This window comes from Streptomyces sp. NPDC007872, assembly GCF_042868165.1.
Lineage (GTDB): Bacteria > Actinomycetota > Actinomycetes > Streptomycetales > Streptomycetaceae > Streptomyces.
Genome location: NZ_JBIAEA010000001.1, coordinates 621,004 through 640,981 on the forward strand (window position 1 = coordinate 621,004; position 19,978 = coordinate 640,981).

The following is a 19,978-nucleotide window of genomic DNA, read 5'->3' on the forward strand; positions in this document are numbered from 1 at the left end:
CCGGCCGCGCGGGCGCGGCCGGGGCGGGATCAGTCCGTGCCGGTCAGCGTGGCGTAGACGACCGTGTTGGCCCGGTAGCCGGTGTCGCCGGACCAGTCGCCGCCGCAGGTGATCAGGCGCAGCTCCGGGCGGCCGGAACCGCCGTAGACCCGGTCGTCGGGGAAGCGGTCCTTGGGGTACTCCTCCACCGCGTCGACCGTGAAGAGGGCCGTGCGGCCGTCCGCGCGCTCGACCGCGATCCCGTCGCCCGGCGTCAGGGCGCCGAGCCGGTAGAAGACGGCCGGGCCCGCGGGGGTGTCCAGATGGCCCGTCAGGACCGCCGTCCCGGGCGCGCCGGGCGGGGTCCCGCGGGCGTACCAGCCGGCGAAGGCCGGGAGGTTCGGGGGAGGCGGCTCCAGCCTCCCCTCCCCGTCCAGTGCGAGGCGCATCAGACGGGCGTCGACCCCGATGGCCGGGATCCGGACCCGTACCGGATCCGAGGCGGGGAGCGGCGCGGCGGCGGAGCCGGTGCGTTCGGCGGCGTCCCGCACGGCGGTCCGCGCGTCCTGCGGCCGGAGCCGGGCCGCGGGCGGCGGGGTCCCGTGGCCGCCCAGGGAGTCGGCGAGCAGCAGCGCGCCGGCGAGCGCCGCCCAGGCGAGCGGCTTGAGCGGCGGGACGTACCGCGGCCGGGGGCCGCCGGTCCGCGTCAGGCCCGGGTCCCCGCGCCCGCGGCGCGCCGGCGCATCCTGAGCGCCCCGCCCGCGACGGCCGCGCCCACGAGGAGCCAGCCGAGGCCGAACTCGGACTCCTTGCCCGCGGTCCCGCCGAGGCCGGCCTCGACGGCGCCGTTCGGACGGCCGGAGATCCGGTAGGTGGCGGTCAGCTTCGTCCGCGGCGGGCACTTGAGCGTCACGGTGTCCGTACCGGACCCGACGCCCTCGGGCAGTTGGAACTCGCCCGTCAGGACGCCCTCCCGGTCGCCCGGGAGGAGGTGGAACGGCCCGCCCGCCTCGGACTCGCCCTTGCCGTAGGTCTCCTTGCCGCAGGCGGTCGTGCTGACGGTGACGGTGCTGCCGGGGGACGCCGTCCCCGGGTCGACGCGGACGTTCCCCGCCGTCGTGATCGTGGTGTCGTCCTCGGCGGCCGGGGCGGGGGAGGCGGACAGGACCAGGGCGGTGGCGATCAGGGCGGCCGTGGCGCCGGTACGGGCGAGACGCATGGTGTTTCTCCTCCGGGGAGCGGTTCCCGCCCGGCTCGTCCGCGCGGCTCCTGTGCTGTGCTCCGAGCACGAGGGAACGGCCCCGCGTCGACCGCCGCAACGCGAACGGCGCCCGGGTCCGTCGCCCGGTCGGCCCTCCCCGCCGCCGTCCGCGACGCCGTCGCCGCAGGTCACGACGGTGGGCCGGGGCGGCGGGAACGATTCCGCCCGGACGGCGAACGGGTGAGGGGCTGACGGCGGATCAGGTGACGCCCGGTCCGCCGCGCCCGCCTCCGGCGGAGGTACGGGGCCGGGGCGGCGCCGGGGTACGGGCCGGGCACGGGACGGCGTACGGAACGGGGCCCGGAGCCGTGTCCGGTCGGGGTCCGGTCCGGGCCCGGTCGGCGTTCGGGGGACGGGCAGCCCGGCCGGGTGATCAGCGGTGGCGGGGCGGTGGGCCCGCTCATAGCTTCGCCGTATGACCAAACGACAGATCGCCCTCGTGGCATGCGCCGTGGCCGCCGCGACCACGGGTCTGGGCGCCGCCCCGCCCACCGCCCCGGAGGCCGCCTCCGCCTCCCGGACCGTGCACCGGGTGAAGCCCGGCGAATCGATCCAGAGGGCCGTGGACGCGGCCCGGCCGGGGGACAGCGTCGTCCTCTCCCCCGGCACCTACCGCGAGAGCGTCACCATCACCACCCCGAACCTGACCCTGCGGGGCTCGTCCGCCTCCCCCACCGTCATCGTGCCCGGCAAGGCGGCCTCCGGCGCGTGCGCCGTGGCCGGCCACGGCGTCTGTGTGACCGGCACCGCCCAGCGGCCCGTCGAGGGCGTCACCGTGCGCACCCTGACGCTCCGGAACTTCGCCCGCAACGGCCTGTGGGCGTCCCGCACCGACCGGCTGACGGTCCGGGGCGTGACCGCCGAGAAGAACGGCAACTGGGGCATCGCCCAGGAGCGTTCGGTCCGCTCCGTGCTCAGCCACAACACCGCCCGGGACAACGGCGACGCCGGCCTCTTCGTGTCCAACACCACCGACACGGAGGAGGGGGCCGTCGACACCGGTGGCACGGAGATCAGCCACAACCGCCTGTCCGGCAACCGCATCGGCCTCACCGTGCGGCGGCTGCGGAACGTGACCGTCGACCACAACGAGGCGACCGGCAACTGCGCCGCGGTGTTCGTGGTGGGCGACGAGTCCACGCCGCGCGCCGGGGCGATGCGCCTGCGCCACAACCACGTCCACGCCAACAACAAGTACTGCCCCAAGACCCCCCGCCTGCCCTTCCTCCAGGGCTCGGGCATCGTCCTCACCGGCGCCGAGGAGACGCTGGTGGCCGACAACCGGGTCGAGGACAACAAGGGCACCTCCCCCCTGTCGGGCGGGATCGTGCTGTTCAAGAGCTTCGTGGGCGCCCTCAACGAGCGCAACGAGATCCGCGACAACGTCGTGCTCCGCAACGGCACGGCCGACCTGGCCGACAGGGACACCGGCGCGGGCAACTCCTTCCGCGGCAACACCTGCGGGGTCTCCGAGCCCGCGGGCATGTGCTGAGCTGCTCCTCCCTCCTCCCCCACCCCCCCACGGCACGAAAGACAAGGCAGGGCCACAGATGACGACCGTTGACCCGGTGAGGACCGTCGACCCCGCTCCCCCGCCGCCCATGCGGCTGAGGGAGCTCGTTTTCGGAGCGGCGTGCGCCGCCGCCGTGCGGGCGGCGGCCCGGCTCGGCGTGGCGGACGCCCTCCAGGACGCGCCCGCGAGCGTGGAGGACCTGGCGGCGGCCGTGCAGGCCGAGCCGCGGACGCTGCGCAGGCTGCTGCGCGCCCTGGCCTGCCAGGGGATCTTCGCGGAGCAGCCCGACGGCACCTTCGCGCACACGGAGATGTCCCGGCTGCTGCGCGAGGACGACCCGCACAGCCTGCGGTACATCGCCCTGTGGTGCACCGAGCCGTGGACGTGGGACGTCTGGCCGAAGCTCGACGAGGCGGTGCGCACCGGCGGCAGCGTCTTCGAGGACGTGTACGGCAGGGAGTTCTTCCCGTACCTCAACGAGGACGCGCCCGAGTCCGCGTACGTGTTCAACCGGGCCATGACCACGTCGAGCCGGCAGTCCGCGCAGGACGTGGCCGACCTGCTCGACCTGTCGGGCGCGGCGTCGGTCGCGGACATCGGCGGCGGCCAGGGGCACGTCCTGGCGAGCCTCCTGGAGCGGCACCCCGCCCTGGAGGGCACGCTGCTCGACCTGCCGGGCGTGGTGGGGAACGCCGACCCGCGCCTGCGGGCGGGCGGCGCGCTCGCCTCCCGGGCCCGGGTCGTGGCCGGGGACTGCCGGGAGGACATCCCGGTCGAGGCCGACGTGTACGTCCTCAAGAACATCCTGGAGTGGGACGACGACAGCACCCGCAGGGCGCTGGCCAACGTCCGGCGGGCGGCGCGGCCCGGCGCCCGTGTCGTCGTGATCGAGAACCTCGTGGACGACACGCCCTCGATGCGGTTCACGACGGCCATGGACCTGCTGCTGCTCCTGAACGTCGGCGGGGCCAAGCACACCCGGGAGAGCATGCTGGAGCGGCTGACGGACGCGGGGCTCGCCGTCGGCGAGGTCCGCCCGGTGAACGCGTACCTCCACGCCTTCGAGTGCACCGTCCCCGCCTGACCGGCGAGGCCCCCGCGCGGCGGGGGAAATCCGAGGCCGCCGGCTCCGCTTCTCGCGGGGCCGGCGGCCTTCGGGTTTCCCGTGCTCCGGGACCGGTCAGGAGGCGGGGTCCCGCTCCCAGCGGTAGAAGCACTGCGCCATGGCGTCCTTGGGGCTGCGCCAGGTCTCCGGGTGGTACGCGCTGACGTACGTCGACAGGCGCTCGCTGACGTCCCGGAACTCGGGGTGTCCGGTCAGCTTCGCGATGGCCGGCGCCGGGTCCCGCTCGGACTCGATGAGGTGCAGGTAGACGTCGTCGCCGAACTGGAAGAGGCTGCGGCGCGAGACGCCGATCAGGTGGGGCAGTTCACCGCCGTCCGAGGCGGCGAACACGTCGGCGATCGCGGGCGCCGAGCCGGGCGCCATGCGGGCGACGATCAGGGCGTGGTGCATCGGGCGTTCCTTCCTGGGACCGCTCGGTCCGCTCGGTCTGCTCAGTCGGAGAGGACCGGGGCGGGCCGGCGCTCACGGGCGGCCTGCTCGATGCGGTCCCGGATGAGGGCCATCTGGGTGCGGGAGTTGCGGTTGATGTTGTCGGTCATCCAGTCGTCGTCGACCGGGGCGTCCGGCTTCATCGCGAAGTCCTGGACCCAGCGCATGTGGACGCCGGCCGGGGTCTCCTCGTACTCCCACCGGATGTCCATGTGGGCGAAGGGGCCGGTCTCGACGCGGCGGGCGGTGACGGTGCGCCGCGCGCGGTCCGGAGTGCGCTCCGAGACCCAGCTCCAGACCTTGCCGGACTCGTCCGGGTGCATGGTCAGGCGGAAGGTCGTCGTGTCGCCCTCGCGGGAGAGCACCTCGACGGAGGCGTACTCGCTGAAGAGGGAGGGCCAGTTCTCGAGGTCGTTGGTGATGTTCCAGACGAGGTCGAGGGGGGCGTCGATGGTGACGCTGTTGTCGGTGTGACCTGACACGTCAGACTCCGGTGGTGAGGGTGCTGTTGACGAGGCCGAGGAAGTCGGCCGGGGTCTTGCTGCGCTCCGCGTCGGGCGGGAGCGCCACGCCGTGGCGGTTCTCCAGCTCGCCGACGATGCCGAGCAGGCCGAGCGAGTCGACGCCGAGGGCGCTGAAGGGCACGTCCGCGGCGTTGCGGAGGTCCTCGGGGGCGACGGTGACGCCCGCCGACTGCTTGACCAGCGCGGCCAGCTCTTCGAAGGTCAGTTCGGTGATGCTCATCTCTGTTCTCCTTCTTCCGCCCGGTCCTACCGGGCGGTCTCGTCGCCGCGGCGCACGACCAGCGCGGCGTTGGATCCCATGAGGCCCCTGCTGAGGACGAGGGCCGTCCGCAGCTCGGCGGGGCGGGCGCGCGACACCACCAGATCGATGTCGTGGCAGATGTCGAACACGTTCGGGGTGGGGGGCACCAGGCCGTGTTCCATCGCGAGCACCGCGGCCGCGACGTCCAGGACGGGGGCCCCGCAGTAGGCGCGGCCGATCCCGGTCTTGGGCGCCGTGACGGGCACGCGGGCGGCGTGCGCGCCCAGGGCGTCGGCGAGTGCCAGCGCCTCGGCGCGGTCCGCCTCCGGCACGCCCAGGGCGTCGGCGAACACGACGTCGATCTCCTCCGGGGCGCAGCCGGCCTCGTCGAGGGCGACCCGGATCGCGCGGGCGAGCCCCTCCCGGGACTCCGCCCAGCGGGAGGCGCCGGTGAACGTGGCGCCGTGTCCGGCGACGACGGCCCGGACGGCCGTCCCCCGGTCCCGGGCGCGGTTCTCGTCCTCCACGACGAGCACGGCGCCGCCCTCCGCCGGCACGAAGCCGGAGGCCCCGGCGGTGAAGGGGCGGTAGGCCCGGTCGGGCTCCTCGACGGTGCTGAGCTCGGGGTAGCCGAGCTGGCACACCATCGAGTACGGGGCGAGGGGCGCCTCGGCGGCGCCGACGACCATCGCGCCCGTCCCGCGCCGTACGGCCCTGGCGGCGTGGGCGAGGGCGTCCAGGCCGCCCGCCTCGTCGCTGGCGACCACGCCGCACGGGCCCTTGAAGCCGCTCCGGATGGAGATCTGGCCGGTGCTGGCGGCGTAGAACCAGGCGATGGACTGGTACGGGCCGACGAACTTGGAGCCCTGGCCCCACAGCTTCTGGAGCTCCCGCTGGCCGAACTCGCCGCCGCCGGACCCGGCGGCGGTGACCACCCCGATGGAGAAGGGGTCCTCGGGAGCGTCCCGGCCGAGACCGGCGTCGTCGAGGGCGAGCGAGGCCGCCGCCATGGCGTAGTGGCTGAACCGGTCGGTCTGGACGAGGAAGCGGTCCTCGATGAGGGTCGAGGCGTCGAAGGACCGGACCTCGCCCGCGACCTTGAGGGGCAGGTGCTCGCACCCCTCGCGGGTGATCCGGTCCAGGACGCCGATGCCCTCCTGGACGGACTTCCAGTACGTGTCGGCGCTCAGGCCGTTGGGGGCGATCACCCCGATGCCGGTGACGACGGCGCGTTGGGGCTGCTCCGTGCTCATCGTGTCCTCCCTGCCGGCTCCGTCAGGAGCACGGCGGACTGGAAGCCGCCGAAGCCGCTGCCGACGGAGAGCACGTTCCTGAGCTTCCGGGGGCGGGCGGTGCGCGGCACGTAGTCCAGGTCGCACTCGGGGTCGGGGACCTCGTAGTTCGCCGTCGGGGGCACCACCTGGTGCTGGAGGGCGAGGACGCAGGCGGCCACCTCTATCGCGCCGATCGCCCCGAGCGAATGTCCCACCATGGACTTGATGGAGCTCATGGGGGTGTCGTACGCGTGGGCGCCCAGGGAGCGCTTCACGGCGGCGGTCTCGTGGCGGTCGTTCTGCCGGGTGCCCGAGCCGTGCGCGTTGACGTAGTCGATCCGGGTGGGGTCGAGCCTCGCCTGGTCGAGCGTGCTGTCGATGGCCCGGGACATCTCCAGGCCCTCGCCGGTGAGACCGGTCATGTGGTAGGCGTTGCCGAAGGTGGCGTAGCCGCCGATCTCGCAGTAGATGTGCGCACCGCGCGCCCGGGCGTGCTCGTACTCCTCCAGGACGAGGACCGCCGCGCCCTCGCCCATGACGAAGCCGTTGCGGCGGTCGTCGAAGGGCTTGGAGGCGTGCTCGGGGTCGTCGTTGTCGGGCGAGGTCGCCTTGATGGCGTCGAAGCAGGCCATGGTGATCGGGGAGATCGGCGAGTCCGACGCCCCGGCGATGCAGACGTCCGCCCGGCCCTCCTGGATGGTGTGGAAGGCGTAGCCGACGGCGTCGAGGCCGGAGGTGCAGCCGGTGGAGACCGTCTGCACCGGGCCGCGGGCGCCGAAGCGCTCGGCGACGAACGAGGCGAGCGTGCTCGGCGAGAACGCCAGGTGCAGCTTGGGGTCGGCGGCGCGGTGGTCCACGTCCCACCGCTCTCCGCCCGCGCTGACCAGGACGTAGTCGCGTTCGAGCCGGGTGGTGCCGCCGACGGCGCTGCCCAGGGAGACCCCGACGCGCCACGGGTCCTCGGCGGCGGTGTCGAGCCCGGAGTCGCGGACGGCCTCCCCGGCCGCGACCGCCGCGAACTGGATGTACCGGTCCGCGTGCAGGCTCAGCTCGGGGTCGAGGCCGTGCGCCAGCGGGTCGAAGTCGCACTCGGCGGCGATGCGCGAGCGCAGGCCGGCCGGGTCGAACAGGGTGATGCCGCGGGTCGCGGTGCGGCCCTCGGAGAGGAGGTTCCAGAACGCCGCCGTGCCGGTGCCGCCCGGGGCGACCACTCCGATCCCGGTGACGGCCACGCGCCGGTTCACTCGATGGCCCCGGTGCGTTCGGGGACCTGACCGGGGCCGCCCACGGTCAACTGCGGTCCGACGGGGGCGGCCGCCGTCTCCTCGGTGTCGACGTGGCCGAGGCTGGGGTGCGGGGCGAGCGGGCCCAGGTGGAAGACCATGCGGGCCTCCTCGTCGCCGACGTTGCGGAAGCGGTGCCGCACGTCGATCGGGATCAGGAGCCCCTGGTCGGACCGGAGGGCGTACGTCTCGCCGTCCAGGTCCACTTCGAGGGCGCCGGAGACGACGTACACGAACTCCTCGGAGTACGGGTGGTAGTGCTCGCCGATGCGTTCGCCGGGCTTGACGATGGCCAGGCCCATGAAGCCGCTGGTGGAGCCCACGGCGGCCGGCGTGAGCATGGCCCGCAGGTCACCTCCGCGCCTGCGGTTGGGCTCCGTCTCGTCCAGGCTCACGATGAGGGGCTGCTGGTGGGGCATGGGTGAAACCTCCGGGTGGGGCGGTGGCGTCCGGGCGGGAGGCCGCGGCCGTCGGTCAGGAGTCCGCCGAGGTGCGGTCGGTGACGGGCAGCATGTCGGCGTGCGACAGGAGCCGGTTGATGTTGCGGTCCGTCGTCAGGGAGCCCTCGACGCCGATCGCGGCGCCGTCGAGGAGCCGTTCGAGCTCCTCGGCCTTCCCGGGGCCCTTGAGGCCGAGGGAGGCGACGGGGTCGAGGTCGACGTCGCCGGTGATGTCGACGAGGCGCACGACGATGTCGTCGCGGTGGAAGACGGTGCTGCCGTACACCGGGTTGTCGGGCTCTCCGGCCGCGGTGGCGTCCTGCTCGGCGAGCAGCCGGGCCAGCTCCATGCCGCGGCCCTCCTTCGCCGGGTAGTACAGCGCGTGGCGCCGCAGGCCGGCCGGGGCGGGCCGGTCGGCCACCACGTGGTGCACGGCGGGCAGCGCCGCCCGGGTGAAGAAGACCCGCGCCGACTCGGGGTCGGTCAGGTCCCGCTCCTGCTCCAGGTACGGGTTGAGGGCCTCCTCCACCGCGCGGACCTCGGGCTGGCGGGCGACGTGGCGCAGGGCCGTGAGGAGGTCGCCCTCCACCTCCACCGCGCGCACGACGCGGTTGCCGTGCATGAAGAGGGAGGTGCGGCGCAGCCGGGTGGTCTCGTCGACCTGGGCGCGGGGCGAGTCGTAGCCGGCGAGGATCTCCGCGACCTTCGACTCCGAGCCCGGCTTGACGGTGAAGGTGAGGGCGTGGCGCGCCACCCCGTCGCCCACGCGGACCGCGGCCTGCAGCTCCGCGGGGGCCGCGTCCGCCGTGAGCGGCCGGCCGCCGCCGGTCTCCCGCAGGATGCTGTAGCGCGTCGACCGGGTGTCCCGGACGCAACTGTGCATCGGCTTGACGACCTCGACGTGGTCCTCGCTGTTCACCCAGGCGAGGAAGGGCGGGGCGCTCTCCCACTCGCTGGTGATGAGCCACTGCGAGGGGTTCTCGATGGACTGGCAGAGCTGGTCGCTGATGTGTCCGGGGACGGCGGCGACCTGCTTGCGCATCAGCTCGTACGCTTCGAGGAACTGCTGCTGGGCCCCTTCGTACAGGTCGAGCAGCAGGATCACGCGCAGCCTGGAGCCGTCGAACGCCGATTGCGAGACACGTGCCGAAACGGTCATCCGGCGCACCTCTTCTTTCTTCGGGAGTTTCCTTCGGGGGCTTCTCGGAGGCTTCTCGGGGTCTTCTCGGGTGTTCTCTTGAGGGGACCTGCTCCGGGGAAGCCGGGAGGGACCGCCGTGCCGAGGGGGCAGGGGCCGTCATGTGCCGATCGTCAGCGCGTCTTCGCGGGTCGCGCGACTCCCACGGTGCGGATGAGTGAACCGCGCGTCATTCGGGTGCCCCGGACGCACGAAGCGGTTTCCGGAGGGCATGGATCTCCATCCCACCCCCGACTCGCGTCACAGGTGACGCTGGAGGCACTCGATGAACCGATGCGAAGGGTCCGGCGAGGACGTCCGCACGTCCGTCCTCATCGTCGGCGGCTCTCTGGTCGGACTGTCCGCCTCGTTGTTCCTCGGCCGCCTCGGCGTGCCCCACGTGCTCGTCGAGCGTCACGCCGACACCTCGATCCATCCGCGCGGACGCGGCAACAACGTGCGCACGATGGAGCTCTTCCGGGGCGCCGGAGTGCGGCAGCGCGTCCGGGACGCCGCGTCGGTCCTGGCCGGCAACAACGGCATCCTCCAGGCCCCGAGCCTGGTCGGGGACGCCGGCGAGTGGCTGTTCAGGGAGATCGACCCCGGCGGCGGCCTCGCCCGCTTCAGCCCCGCCGAATGGTGCCTGTGCAGCCAGAACGACCTGGAGCCCGTACTGCGGGAGAGCGCCCTCGAACTGGGCGGGGACCTGCGGTACGCGACGGAGCTGATGTCCTTCGAGCAGGACGCCGGAGGAGTGACCGCGCAGGTCAAGAGCCGCGAGACCGGCGAGCACACCACGATCCGCGCGGAGTACCTCGTCGCGGCGGACGGCCCGCGCAGCCCCGTGCGCGAACGGCTCGGCATCGGTCAGAACGGTCCGGGCGACCTGTTCCACAACGTGAGCGTCACCTTCACCTCCCGCGGCCTCGCGGACGTGGTCGGCGACCGGCGCTTCATCGTCTGCTACCTGACGGACCCGGGGGCCGACGGGGCCCTCCTGCCGGTCGACAACCGGGAGCGCTGGGTGTTCCACGCGCCCTGGCACCCCGAGCGCGGCGAGACCCTGGAGGAGTTCACCGACGAGCGGTGCCGGGAGCAGATCCGCCGGGCCGTGGGCGTGCCGGACCTCGACGTGGAGATCACGGGCCGGGCCCCCTGGCACGCCGCCGAGCGGACGGCCGAGCGGTACGCGCGGGGGCGGGTGTTCCTGGCCGGGGACTCGGCGCACGAGATGCCGCCCACCGGGGCGTTCGGCTCCAACACCGGCATCCAGGACGCGCACAACCTCGCCTGGAAGCTGTCCGCCGTCCTGGACGGCTGGGCCGGTCCGGGCCTGCTCGCGTCCTACGACGCGGAGCGCCGCCCGGTCGCGGAGGCGACCAGCGCCCGCGCCTCGTCCCGCTCGGTCGAGCACAGCCACCCGGGGTACGCGCCGGACCCGGGTGTCGGCGCGGCGGGCAGGAAGGGCGGCATCCTGAACGTGGTCCTGGGCCACCGCTACCCGCGGGGCGCGGTCCTGGGCGCCGACGGGGCGCTGCCGGTCCTGCCCGACGCGCTGCGGCTCACGGGCGAGCCGGGGTCCCGGTCGCCCCACCTGTGGCTGGACCGGTCCGGCGAGCGGATCTCCACGCTCGACCTGTACGAGCGGTTCCCGGTGCTGCTGAGTTCGGCGGGCGGCACGGGCGCGTGGCACGCCGCGGCGGCCCGGGTGGCGGACCGCCTGTCGGTGCCGCTGGACTCGTACCGGATCGGCGGGGGGCCGGACGCCGATCTGGTCCCGCAGGACGGTGCGGACTGGGCGGGGGCCCACGGCGTCACGGAGGGCGGGGCGGTCCTCGTCCGGCCCGACGGCTTCGTCGCGTGGCGCTCCGAGGGGGCCGTGGAGGACCCGGAGGAGACGCTGCGGGCGGCCCTCACGGCGCTCTTCGACCTGGCGTGACCCGAGGAGAGGCCCCTCGCCCGCCCGGGGAACACCGGGTGGACGGGGGGCCTCGTCGTCGGCGGCGGCCGTGAGGAATCAGCCGGAAGCGGTCAGAAACGGTCCTGCCGGCCCGGGAGCCCGGGGACGGCCGGGGTGCCCGGGGCGGCCGGGGTCGCCGACGGCGGGAGCCGCAGGCCGCCGGGCTTCCGGCCCGCGGGGGTCCGGCAGGACAGGTCCTCGGCCGGCAGCCCGCCCGTCACGAGATAGGCGGTGGCGACCTTGTCGGCGCAGGACTTGGCGCCGTAGACGCCGTGGCCCAGGCCGTCGAGGACCGTGACCATCCGGGCGCCCTTCAGGGCCCGGCGCATCCCCTGCCCGCTGACCAGCGGCGTCTGGGGGTCCCACTCGTTCTGCAGGACGAGCGCGCGGACGGTGTTGTCCACCTTCGTCGCGGGCTCCGCGCCCGGCCCCCAGAACGCGCACGGCTTGATGTGGGAGGCGAAGTCCCCGTACAGCGGGTACTTCGCCCTGTCCCGGATCGCGTCGCGGCGGTACCGCTCCGGGTCGCGCGGCCAGGCGCGGGTGTCGGCGCACACCACGGACCAGAAGCTCGCGTCCCCGTTGTCGGACGGGACGGCGCGGGCGAACGACGGCGGGACGGGGGCGGTCGGCAGGATCCGCGAGGACTTCGCGGCCGGGGCCGGGGTCCTGCCGGCGGCGGCCTCCTTGAGCCGGACGACGGTCTCGGCGGCGTCCTCCACGGAGAAGAACACGGCCCGCAGCGAGCGGATGTCGTCACCGCTCAGGAGCATGCCGTCGAGGGGCACGGGCCTGCGGTTCGCCCCGGCGACCAGGTTCCAGAAGGTCGTGCGGACCTCGGCGGGGGTGCGGCCCAGCTCGTACGTGGCGTTCCGGGCGGCGGTCCACTCGGTCCACCGCTTGAACGCCGGCTCCGCGCCCTCCGCCCACACCTGGATCATGCCCCGCCAGATCCGCTCGGGGTCGACCGCGCTGTCCAGGACGAACCGGTCGGCCCGCTTCGGGAAGAGCTGCGTGTAGACCGCGCCCAGGTACGTGCCGTAGGAGTAGCCGAGGTACGAGATCTTCTTCTCGCCGAGCACGGCGCGGATCACGTCCATGTCGCGCGCGGTGTTGCGGGTGCCGAGGTGGGGCAGGACGGCTCCGTTGCGCTTCCGGCACTTCTCGGCGACGGTCCGCGCCCGACGGACGTCCTTGTCGAACGTCTCGGCCTTGTACGGGCGTTGCCAGTTCAGCTCGTCGTCGTTGAGACCGCAGCCCACCGGGGAGCTCCGGCCGACGCCCCGGGGGTCGAACCCGATCAGGTCGTACCGCTTCTTCACCGCGTCCGGCAGGTCCGGCGCCAGGTAGAGGGGCATGTCGAGGCCTATGCCCCCGGGGCCGCCCGGGTTGAGGAGGAGGACGCCGCGCCGGTCCTTGGCGCTGGTCGCCTTCGTGCGGGAGATCGCGACGTCGAGCTTCCCGCCGTTCGGACGGGCGTAGTCGAGCGGCACCTTGATCGTCGCGCACTCGAAGTCCGCCGGCCCCTCGGCGTCGCAGCGCTTCCAGCGCGGCTTCTGCTGCGTGTACTGCGCCAGGGGGCCGTCGGCGGTCCGGAGCACCGGGGCGGCCGCGGAGGCGGCGGGCGTGAGGGCGGGCAGGAGCGCCGCGGCGACGCCCATGGCCACGAGGGATGCTGTTCGCCTGTTTCTCACCGTGGGTCAGATCCTTGGGGGAGGCGGATGATGCGGTCTCATGCACCCTTGCTCACCGGCGAGTTGGGCGAATCCTCCGCCGGGCCACGATCGTGTCCGACCTCGGGAGGAGCGCGGCACGGCGAATGGTTCCCGAGGCGGAGAACGCGACGGGCCGTTTTCCCGTCCCGGGTCGTCCGCCTCCTCCGGGCAGGGGGGGCGGACGACCCCGGGCCTCACAGGCGCAGGGCCACGGCGGCGTGGTGGCCGTCCGGGACGAGGACATCGGCGAGGAGCCATCCCGCCGGGGCGGCGGGGAGGGGTCCCGCACCCACGTAGTCGGCCGACGGGTCGGCGCCCAGGCCGATCCCGAGACCCTTCAGATAGGCCTCCTTCCTGGTCCACACCCGGGCGAACGCGGCGGGACGGCGGGCCGGGGCGAGGGCGGCGAGCTCCGCCGCCTCCGCCGGGTGGAGCACCTCCCCCGCCTCGGTCACCGTGTGCGGGGCCGGCACCCGTTCGATGTCCACCCCGACCGGCGTGGACGCGAGGGCGATCAGACTCAGTCCCTCGCAGTGCGAGAGCGAGAAGTGCAGGCGCCCGTCCGGCAGTACGGGACGGCCGTGCGGCTCGCCGCAGCAGGGGCAGGGCGCCCGGGCCACCGACACGGCCCGGGGCGCGATCCCCAGGTGGGCGCCGAGCAGACGGCGCAGCCCCGCGTGGGCGCACAGGTAGGTGGCCCGGTCGCCGGGCCGGCGGAACTCGCCGGCGCGGGTCAGCTCCGTCCCGTCCAGGACGAGGGACGCGTACCGGCCGACGGTCTCCCGGTGCGCGTCGGTGGCCACCAGCCAGAGCTGTGGCCGCGCGGGCCGGAGGCCGGGGAGCGCGGGCAGGGCCGTGGTGAGGAGCGGCAGCGCGGCGGGGGCCAGCGGGCCGCTCGCCGGAGGGGGGCCGGACGGTGGAGGGGCGGGCGGGGGCGGAAGGACCGACTGGATCATGTCTGCCTCACACGGAAGGGGCGGTGGACTCCTGCGCGGTACGGGCGGGGGCGCCGGCGCGCGCGGCGGCCGGGTCCGTCTCCTTGCCGGTGCCGGTGCCGCTGCCGGTGCCGGTGGCGCTTTCGCTGCCGCTGCCGCGCAGGGCGAGGGCGGCGGCGATCGGGGAGAGGAGGGCGAGGCCCGCGCAGAGCAGCCAGGTCCCGGTCACCCCGAGGTGCAGCGAGACGGGGGTGAAGACGGCCAGGGAGAGCGGCGCCGCGCCGATTCCGGAGAGCGTGAAGGTGGACATCGCGGCGCCCATCCGCCCTTCGGGAACGGCCTGTTGGTAGGCGGTGATGAGGGCGGGTCCGTTGAGGCCGGAGAGGAGGCCGACGGCGCCGGCCGTGGCGGCGAGGGCGGGGGCGGTGGGGACGAGCGCCATGGCCGCCATGCCGGCCGCGAGACCGGTGCCGGTCACCACGAGCTTGGCGTGCGCCGGAATGCGGTGGGCGAGGACCGCGCCGAGGGCGGCGGACGCGAGCGCGCCGGCGCTGAAGGCGGCCAGGACCAGGGCCACGGCGCCGATGCCCCAGCCCCGGTCGGCTGCGCGCAGGGGCAGCGCGACCTCGGCCGGCCACAGGAACGCCAGGTCCATGCAGAAGCAGGCGACGAACATCCACCGCAGGCGCGGGTGGGCGGCCAGGAGGCGGAAGCCGTCGCCGGACCGGGTGAGGAGGGAGGGGCCCTGCGGGGTGCGTGCGGGACGGGTCATGCCGTGGGTGACGTGGGCGGCGCAGCCCAGCCAGACGGCGCAGCCGATCGCGGCCGCCGCGACGGCGCCGGGGAGGCCGCCGGCGACGACGAGCCAGGCCCCGAGCGGCGATCCGGCGATGGGGGCCAGGCGCAGCACCATGGAGAAGAGGGAGTTGGCGCGGCCGAGCTGCTCCTGCGAGGCGAGGCGGGGCAGCAGGACCCCGGAGGCCGGGCCGGTGAGGCCGAGGAGGGCGCCGTCGACGAGGGCGAGGGCGATCAGCGGCCACAGGCTCTCGGTGGTGACGGTGACGAGCGCCCCGGCGGCGAGGACGGCGACGCGGACGCTCGTCGCGCGGAGCAGGACCGCCCGGGGGCCGAGCGCGTCGGTGAGGGCGCCGCCGAAGAGGAGCAGCAGGGCGCGCGGGAGGGTGGCGGCGAGGGTGACGGCCGTGACGGCGCCGCGGCCGCCGAGCTGGACGGCGGTCCAGCTCATGGCGATCAGGAGGGCGAAGCTGCCCGCCTGGACGGCGGCCTGCCCGACGACGAGGCTGCTGACGCGCGGCCAGTCGACGAAGGGCTTGGCACCGGGCGGCGCGGGAGGGGCGGGGGTCGTCGTTGCCATGGGGTCGGCTTTCTGTCGTCGGGGGCGGGACGCGTGCGGGCACGCGGATGGACGGGCGGGCGGACGTGCGGGCGGGGCGGGTGGGCGTCGGGAGGGCTCCGCGTCAGCGCGGGGGCGTGCGGGGCGGGGCGGGTGGGCGGATCGGGACGTGGACGCCCGTGGTGTCGCCGCGGAGGCACGCGGCGACGGCGAGGGCCACCGCGCGGTCGGCGGCCCGACGGACCGCGTGCCGCCGGCACGGGCCCCGGACGGCGGTCCGGGGGGCGCGGAGTTCGACCCGGCCGCCGAGGTGGCCCCGGCCCGCCTCCGTGAGGGCGCGCTGGGCGGTGCGCCGGGCCGCGGCGGCGGTTCCCTCGTCGGGGGCGGTCACGGTGATGCCGGGGAGTTCCCGTACGGAGAAGCGGGCGTGGACCGTACGCCGCGCGGTCACGGCGTCGCCCCGACCGGGAGGCCGGCGGTGTGACCGGCGTGGGGGCCATCGGGCCACCACAGGTCCTCGGGGCCGAGGGCGGTCACGGCGTACTTGCCCAACGCGCTGACGAGCAGACGCAGTTCGAGGGCGATGCTCTCCACGAGGCGCTCCAGGCCGTGTTCGGGATCCTCGTCGACGGCGACGAGGGCGGCCCGGCCCAGACCGGCGGCGGTGGCGCCGAGGGCGAGGGCCCGCAGGACGCGTCCGCCCTCCCACATGCCCCCGCTGGCGAGGAGGCACCCGGCCGGGGGCCCGATGCGGCGCAGGCATTCACCGAGGGGCAGGCCGACCTGGTCGAGGAAGACGCCCGGGGCCCAGCCGGTGCCGCCCTCGGCCCCGTCGACGGTGACGGCGTCCGCCCCGGCCTCCCAGGCGGTGCGGGCGGCGTGGGCGATGTCGCGGCCGGGGTGGAACTTCACCCAGGTGCGGGCCCTGGGGAAGTTGTTGCGCATGAAGCGGAGCTGCTGGCGGAGGATCTCGTCGGTGAAGGTGCCGGGGGTGGCGCAGCGCAGCCGGCGCCCGTCCTCCGGGCCGAAGGCCTCGCGGACGGTGAAGCGGCGGGCGAGCTGCTCGGCCTCGGCCCGGTCGACGACGGTCATGCCCCCGAGGCCGGGCTTGGCGCCCTGGCCGGTCTTCAGCTCGAAGGCGAGGCGGCCGGTCTCCAGGAGGGGGCGGGTGCCGGGGTCGCTGTAGAGGAGGTTCCAGACCTCGGAGTCGGCGTCCTCGGTGGACTGCTGGACGACGATGCCGCCGGCGCCGTCGGGCGCGGCGTCGAGGTAGGCCTCGACGCGGGCGAGGAGGGCGGAGCGGGTGGCGTCGCCGGCCCGGCGGTAACCGTGGACGGGGATCATGTTCTCCCCGATGACCATGGGGATGCCGAGGCGGGCGGCCTGCCGGCTCGCGTGGACGGCGAGGTCGCCGCTGCCGGCGCGGGTGGAGCCGAAGGCGGACAGGTAGAGGGGCAGCCGGGCGGTGAAGCCCCCGGTGCGCGTGGTGAGGTCGACGTCGGTGAACTCCGGCTCGCGGGCGAGGTCGATGAGCTTCTCCAGGCGCTCGGGCATGAAGACGGGCGGGACGACGCGCGCCCGGTCGAGGGCGTCGCCGGAACCGGAGCCGGAACCGAAGTCCGAAGCGGTGCCGGTGCCGGTGCCGTTCGGGCCGAAGAGCCGGGTGCCGTACGCGGCGGGGTCGGGGAAGACCTCCGCGGTGCCGCGCCGGGCCCGGGCGCGTACGGCCTCCTCGGGGAAGCCGGGGGCGGCGAGACCGGTCACGGGGTCACCGCCCCGGGGAGCTTCGGGTAGGCGCTGACCTGCCAGAGGGCGTCGAGCCCGGTGAGGAAGCGGACCAGGCGCTGGAGGCCCATGCCGAAGCCGGCGCTGGCCGGGATGCCCTCGCGGGCCTCCTTGAGGTACCAGGCGTACTTGGCGGGGTTCTCGCCGCTCTCCCGCATGCGGGTGACGAGGGTGGCGTAGTCGGACTCGCGCTCGCTGCCGGAGACCAGCTCGCCGTAGCCGTGCGGAGCGATCAGGTCGAAGTTGCGCAGGACGCCGGGGCGTTCGGGGTCCTCGCGGTCGTAGAAGCCCCGGGAGCCCTTGGGGTAGTCGTCGACGAAGAAGGGGCGGTCGCTCTCCAGGGAGAGGAGCCGTTCGCCGGTCCAGTCGATCTCGCCGTCGGGGTTCTGCGGGTGGCCGGAGGCCAGGAGGCGGGCCACGGCCTCGTCGTGGGTGCGGACGTCGTACTTCCCGGCGCGGACGTCCGCGAAGTCGCGCTCCTGGCGGCCGAGTCCGGTGAGGAGGTCGGGGACGGCCGTCCAGACGTGCTCGGTGACGTGGGTGAGCAGGCCCGCGGCGATCTCCTGGGCGTCCTCGCGGCTCGCGTCGGCGATCTCCACGTCGATCTGGTGGAACTCGACGAGGTGGCGGCCGGTGGTGGCGGTCTCCTCGGGTTCGACGCGCACGTTGGGGGCGATGTAGAAGAGTTTCGGGAAGCCGCGCAGGGACGCCTGCTTGTAGAGGATGGCGCTGGTCATCAGCTTGTACGGGTGCCCGTAGTAGTCGACGTCCAGGGCCTTGGCGCCGCGGCCGCCGGGGTCGGTGACGGGGCCGACGAGCGGCGGCAGGAGCTCGGTGAAGCCCTGGTCGTACAGGAAGTCGCGGGTGGCCCGGAGGACTTCCTGCTGGACGAGCATGGCGGTGCGCAGTTGCGGCGAGCGGAGGTGTTCGCCGAGCGGGGGCGGTGCGGCCGGTGCGGTCGGCGCGTCGGCGGGGCGGGGCTGGTCCATGGCGGGGCTCCTGTTCGGGGCGGGTGCGGGTGGGCGGGGCTTCGTGGTGGGTGCGGGTGGGCCGGGCGGTGGGCGTTCAGACGGCGAGCGGGGTGGCCCGCGGTCGGTCGTGGCCGTCCTCGTCGTCGCCCTCGCCGCCGTGCCGCCCCGGGCCGTCGTAGCGGCCGGCGACGTGGTGGAGGGCGGTGAGCAGGCCGTCCGCCGTGAGGGGGGTGGCGTCGGCCGCGGGGTCGGCGGGGATCGGCATGGCGCCGGTGCGGGCCCAGCGGAGCCGTCCGGCGGGGTCGATGAAGCCGCGGGAGCGGCCGGGGTTGTCGGGGTGGAGGCAGAACGGGACGTCGAGCAGCCCCCGGGCGAAGGCGGCGGGCAGGGCGCGGGACAGGTCGGGGTGGAGGCCGAGGACGGTCTCGATCAGGGCGCGGGCCTCCTCGTACACCTCACCGTTCCCGTCCGCCGTGGGGTCGGGCTCCGGGGGGCCGGCGAGCGCGGCGGCCGCGGCGGCGGTCTCCAGGGCGCGGACGTTCTCCTCGACGGTGGGGATGCGGTGCGCCTCGGCGGCGGTCTTGACGATCAGGCGGCCTGCCCCGGAGCGCACGGCGAGGCGGGCGGACGCCTCCAGGAGGCGGGTGGCGCCGCGTTCGGTGCGGGGGAAGACGCCCATGTAGGTGTAGAGGACGACGTGGTGCTCGACGCCCGCGGGGAGGAACTCGGCGGCGAGGCGGCGCAGGGCCCGTACGGCCTCCTCGTCCTGGCCGGGGTCGGTCTGCTGGGCGTAGCTCAGGGAGACGCTGCGCAGCCCGTACTGGGCGAAGAACAGGCACTCCAGGACGCTGGTGGCGACCAGGAGGCCGGGCGGGCAGAGCTGGCCGAGCAGGCAGCCGCCGAAGCTCTCCAAGTGGGGGGTGGTGCCGGGGCGGGCCGTGGTGGCGAGCAGGTCGCAGGCGCGGGCCCAGGCCTCGACGGACTCCCGCAGGGGGGTGCGGCCGTAGGGCAGGCAGTACGAGACGGGGCCGCCCTCGGTGGCGGTCAGGCCGGCGGCGGTGAGCGCCCGGACGATGGTGCCGGGCCGGGCGGAGCCGTGGCGGACCTGGACGGGGAAGGCCTCGTCGTGCAGCCCTTCGAGGAGGTCGCGGGTGGTGTCCGGGGGGTGGGTGGCGATCGGGTAGCCGTTGAGGGAGGCGCCCTCGGCGACGGCGGCGCGGGCGGCGGCGAGGTCGCCGACGCGGGTGTAGCTGTCGACGGTCAGGGTGCCCACGGTGTGGGCGGTGGCGGCCCGCGTCCGCGCGAGCCCGGCCCGCATCCGGCCCGGGTCGCCGAAGCCCATGCGGGGCTGGACGACGAGCCGTCCGGCGGCGGCGGAATCCGCGACGAACGCCCCGAAGGAGGGGACGGGGGCGGTGTCGACGGCGGTCAAGCCGGCACCCCCCGAAGCGACGCGGCGGTCTCCCGGCGCGGTCCGGCGGGCTCCCGGAGCGGCTCGGCCGCACCTCGGCGCGCCCCCGCGACCTCCCGGCGCACCCCGGTCGCCAAGAAGACCCGCAAGGCGTTCAGGTCCTCGCCGAGGACGGCGTCGCAGCCGGCCTCGGTCAGGCGGGCGACGTCCGCCTCCTGGCGGTGGCCGGCGACGCCGAGCTTCCCTCCGAGCACCACGGGCAGCGCGGCGAGGGCGGGTTCCGCGCGCAGTCGGCGGACGGCGGTGAGGCCGTCGCGGTAGCCGTGTCCGTTGACGCTGCTGAGCACCACCGCGTCGGGGGCGTGCCGCAGACAGGCGGCGGCGAGCAGCTCGGCGTCCACGCAGGGACCGAGCCCGACGACCTCGTGCCCCAGCTCCTCCAGGAAGAGCCCGAGGTACACCAGATTCCACGTATGGGAATCCGACGCGGTTCCGCTCAAGAGAATCTTCATGCCTGAAGAATAGATTTCGGAACGCCCTCGGAGGGGAAGTAGGAGCGGCAGCAAGGACCGGCACTTTCTTCTTCGCGTTTCCGTTCCG

General features: G+C 74.9%; 20 protein-coding genes. 3 read left to right on the plus strand and 17 right to left on the minus strand.

What is annotated here, in order from left to right:
- Positions 1 to 29: 29 nt before the first annotated feature.
- Both ACFYNX_RS02510 and ACFYNX_RS02515 read right to left on the minus strand, forming a co-directional pair.
- Positions 30 to 530, minus strand: a complete 501-nt coding sequence (locus tag ACFYNX_RS02510; RefSeq protein ID WP_388656828.1) for a class F sortase — start codon at positions 528 to 530, stop codon at positions 30 to 32.
- 155 nt (positions 531 to 685) lie between these two features.
- A complete protein-coding gene (locus ACFYNX_RS02515) occupies positions 686 to 1,198 on the minus strand; it encodes a sortase (protein ID WP_388656831.1) in 513 nt (170 codons plus the stop codon).
- 457 nt (positions 1,199 to 1,655) lie between these two features.
- Here ACFYNX_RS02515 and ACFYNX_RS02520 point away from each other — a divergent pair, with 457 nt between their 5' ends.
- Together ACFYNX_RS02520 and ACFYNX_RS02525 are read left to right on the plus strand one after the other, a co-directional pair.
- Positions 1,656 to 2,732, plus strand: coding sequence for a nitrous oxide reductase family maturation protein NosD (locus tag ACFYNX_RS02520; protein WP_388656834.1), 1,077 nt, complete (start codon positions 1,656 to 1,658; stop codon positions 2,730 to 2,732).
- A 58-nt stretch (positions 2,733 to 2,790) separates the two neighbouring features.
- Entirely contained in the window at positions 2,791 to 3,837 is a 1,047-nt protein-coding gene (locus ACFYNX_RS02525) for a methyltransferase (protein WP_365540471.1), read from the plus strand.
- 96 nt (positions 3,838 to 3,933) lie between these two features.
- Here ACFYNX_RS02525 and ACFYNX_RS02530 read toward each other — a convergent pair whose 3' ends face one another.
- Genes ACFYNX_RS02530 through ACFYNX_RS02560 form a run of 7 tightly spaced genes read right to left on the minus strand, consistent with a single transcriptional unit; the run spans position 3,934 to position 9,229 of the window.
- Positions 3,934 to 4,269 carry a TcmI family type II polyketide cyclase gene (locus ACFYNX_RS02530; RefSeq protein WP_125662692.1) on the minus strand — a complete coding sequence of 112 codons (336 nt, stop codon included), beginning with the start codon at positions 4,267 to 4,269 and terminating at the stop codon, positions 3,934 to 3,936.
- 41 nt (positions 4,270 to 4,310) lie between these two features.
- Positions 4,311 to 4,790 (minus strand): SRPBCC family protein, encoded by a 480-nt coding sequence (locus ACFYNX_RS02535; RefSeq protein WP_125662689.1) that lies wholly within the window; start codon positions 4,788 to 4,790, stop codon positions 4,311 to 4,313.
- 1 nt (position 4,791) lies between these two features.
- Complete coding sequence (locus tag ACFYNX_RS02540) at positions 4,792 to 5,052, minus strand: acyl carrier protein (RefSeq protein WP_121832942.1); 261 nt, start codon at positions 5,050 to 5,052, stop codon at positions 4,792 to 4,794.
- A gap of 26 nt (positions 5,053 to 5,078) precedes the next feature.
- The gene (locus ACFYNX_RS02545; protein WP_388656838.1) at positions 5,079 to 6,326 is read right to left on the minus strand and encodes a ketosynthase chain-length factor; all 1,248 of its coding nucleotides are present in this window, start codon (positions 6,324 to 6,326) and stop codon (positions 5,079 to 5,081) included.
- Positions 6,323 to 7,591, minus strand: a complete 1,269-nt coding sequence (locus ACFYNX_RS02550; protein ID WP_388656841.1) for a beta-ketoacyl-[acyl-carrier-protein] synthase family protein — start codon at positions 7,589 to 7,591, stop codon at positions 6,323 to 6,325. The genes ACFYNX_RS02545 and ACFYNX_RS02550 overlap by 4 nt, the downstream gene beginning before the upstream one ends.
- Entirely contained in the window at positions 7,588 to 8,049 is a 462-nt protein-coding gene (locus ACFYNX_RS02555) for a cupin domain-containing protein (protein WP_125662677.1), read from the minus strand. Before ACFYNX_RS02555 ends, ACFYNX_RS02550 begins: the two co-directional genes overlap by 4 nt.
- 55 nt (positions 8,050 to 8,104) lie before the next feature.
- Positions 8,105 to 9,229, minus strand: a complete 1,125-nt coding sequence (locus ACFYNX_RS02560; RefSeq protein WP_388656845.1) for a TcmI family type II polyketide cyclase — start codon at positions 9,227 to 9,229, stop codon at positions 8,105 to 8,107.
- A gap of 304 nt (positions 9,230 to 9,533) precedes the next feature.
- Between ACFYNX_RS02560 and ACFYNX_RS02565 the strand changes: the two genes are divergently transcribed.
- Positions 9,534 to 11,186, plus strand: a complete 1,653-nt coding sequence (locus ACFYNX_RS02565) for an FAD-dependent oxidoreductase (protein WP_388656848.1) — start codon at positions 9,534 to 9,536, stop codon at positions 11,184 to 11,186.
- Between the two features lie 92 nt (positions 11,187 to 11,278).
- Here the strand turns inward: ACFYNX_RS02565 and ACFYNX_RS02570 are convergent, their stop codons facing one another.
- From ACFYNX_RS02570 to ACFYNX_RS02605, 8 genes are all read right to left on the minus strand, one after another.
- Positions 11,279 to 12,901, minus strand: coding sequence for an alpha/beta hydrolase (locus tag ACFYNX_RS02570; RefSeq protein WP_388656850.1), 1,623 nt, complete (start codon positions 12,899 to 12,901; stop codon positions 11,279 to 11,281).
- Between the two features lie 215 nt (positions 12,902 to 13,116).
- Entirely contained in the window at positions 13,117 to 13,878 is a 762-nt protein-coding gene (locus ACFYNX_RS02575) for a 4'-phosphopantetheinyl transferase family protein (RefSeq protein ID WP_388656853.1), read from the minus strand.
- A 7-nt stretch (positions 13,879 to 13,885) separates the two neighbouring features.
- Positions 13,886 to 15,232, minus strand: coding sequence for an MFS transporter (locus ACFYNX_RS02580; RefSeq protein WP_365540463.1), 1,347 nt, complete (start codon positions 15,230 to 15,232; stop codon positions 13,886 to 13,888).
- A 103-nt stretch (positions 15,233 to 15,335) separates the two neighbouring features.
- On the minus strand, positions 15,336 to 15,662 hold the full coding sequence (locus ACFYNX_RS02585; RefSeq protein WP_365540462.1) for a hypothetical protein: 327 nt from the start codon (positions 15,660 to 15,662) through the stop codon (positions 15,336 to 15,338).
- Positions 15,659 to 16,975, minus strand: a complete 1,317-nt coding sequence (locus ACFYNX_RS02590; protein WP_388656856.1) for a glutamate synthase-related protein — start codon at positions 16,973 to 16,975, stop codon at positions 15,659 to 15,661. The genes ACFYNX_RS02585 and ACFYNX_RS02590 overlap by 4 nt, the downstream gene beginning before the upstream one ends.
- The gene (locus ACFYNX_RS02595) at positions 16,972 to 17,985 is read right to left on the minus strand and encodes an asparagine synthetase A (RefSeq protein ID WP_388656859.1); all 1,014 of its coding nucleotides are present in this window, start codon (positions 17,983 to 17,985) and stop codon (positions 16,972 to 16,974) included. Before ACFYNX_RS02595 ends, ACFYNX_RS02590 begins: the two co-directional genes overlap by 4 nt.
- Positions 17,986 to 18,061: 76 nt before the next feature.
- Positions 18,062 to 19,399 (minus strand): methylaspartate mutase, encoded by a 1,338-nt coding sequence (locus tag ACFYNX_RS02600; RefSeq protein ID WP_388656861.1) that lies wholly within the window; start codon positions 19,397 to 19,399, stop codon positions 18,062 to 18,064.
- Positions 19,396 to 19,890 (minus strand): cobalamin B12-binding domain-containing protein, encoded by a 495-nt coding sequence (locus ACFYNX_RS02605; protein WP_388656864.1) that lies wholly within the window; start codon positions 19,888 to 19,890, stop codon positions 19,396 to 19,398. Before ACFYNX_RS02605 ends, ACFYNX_RS02600 begins: the two co-directional genes overlap by 4 nt.
- Positions 19,891 to 19,978 lie beyond the last annotated feature (88 nt).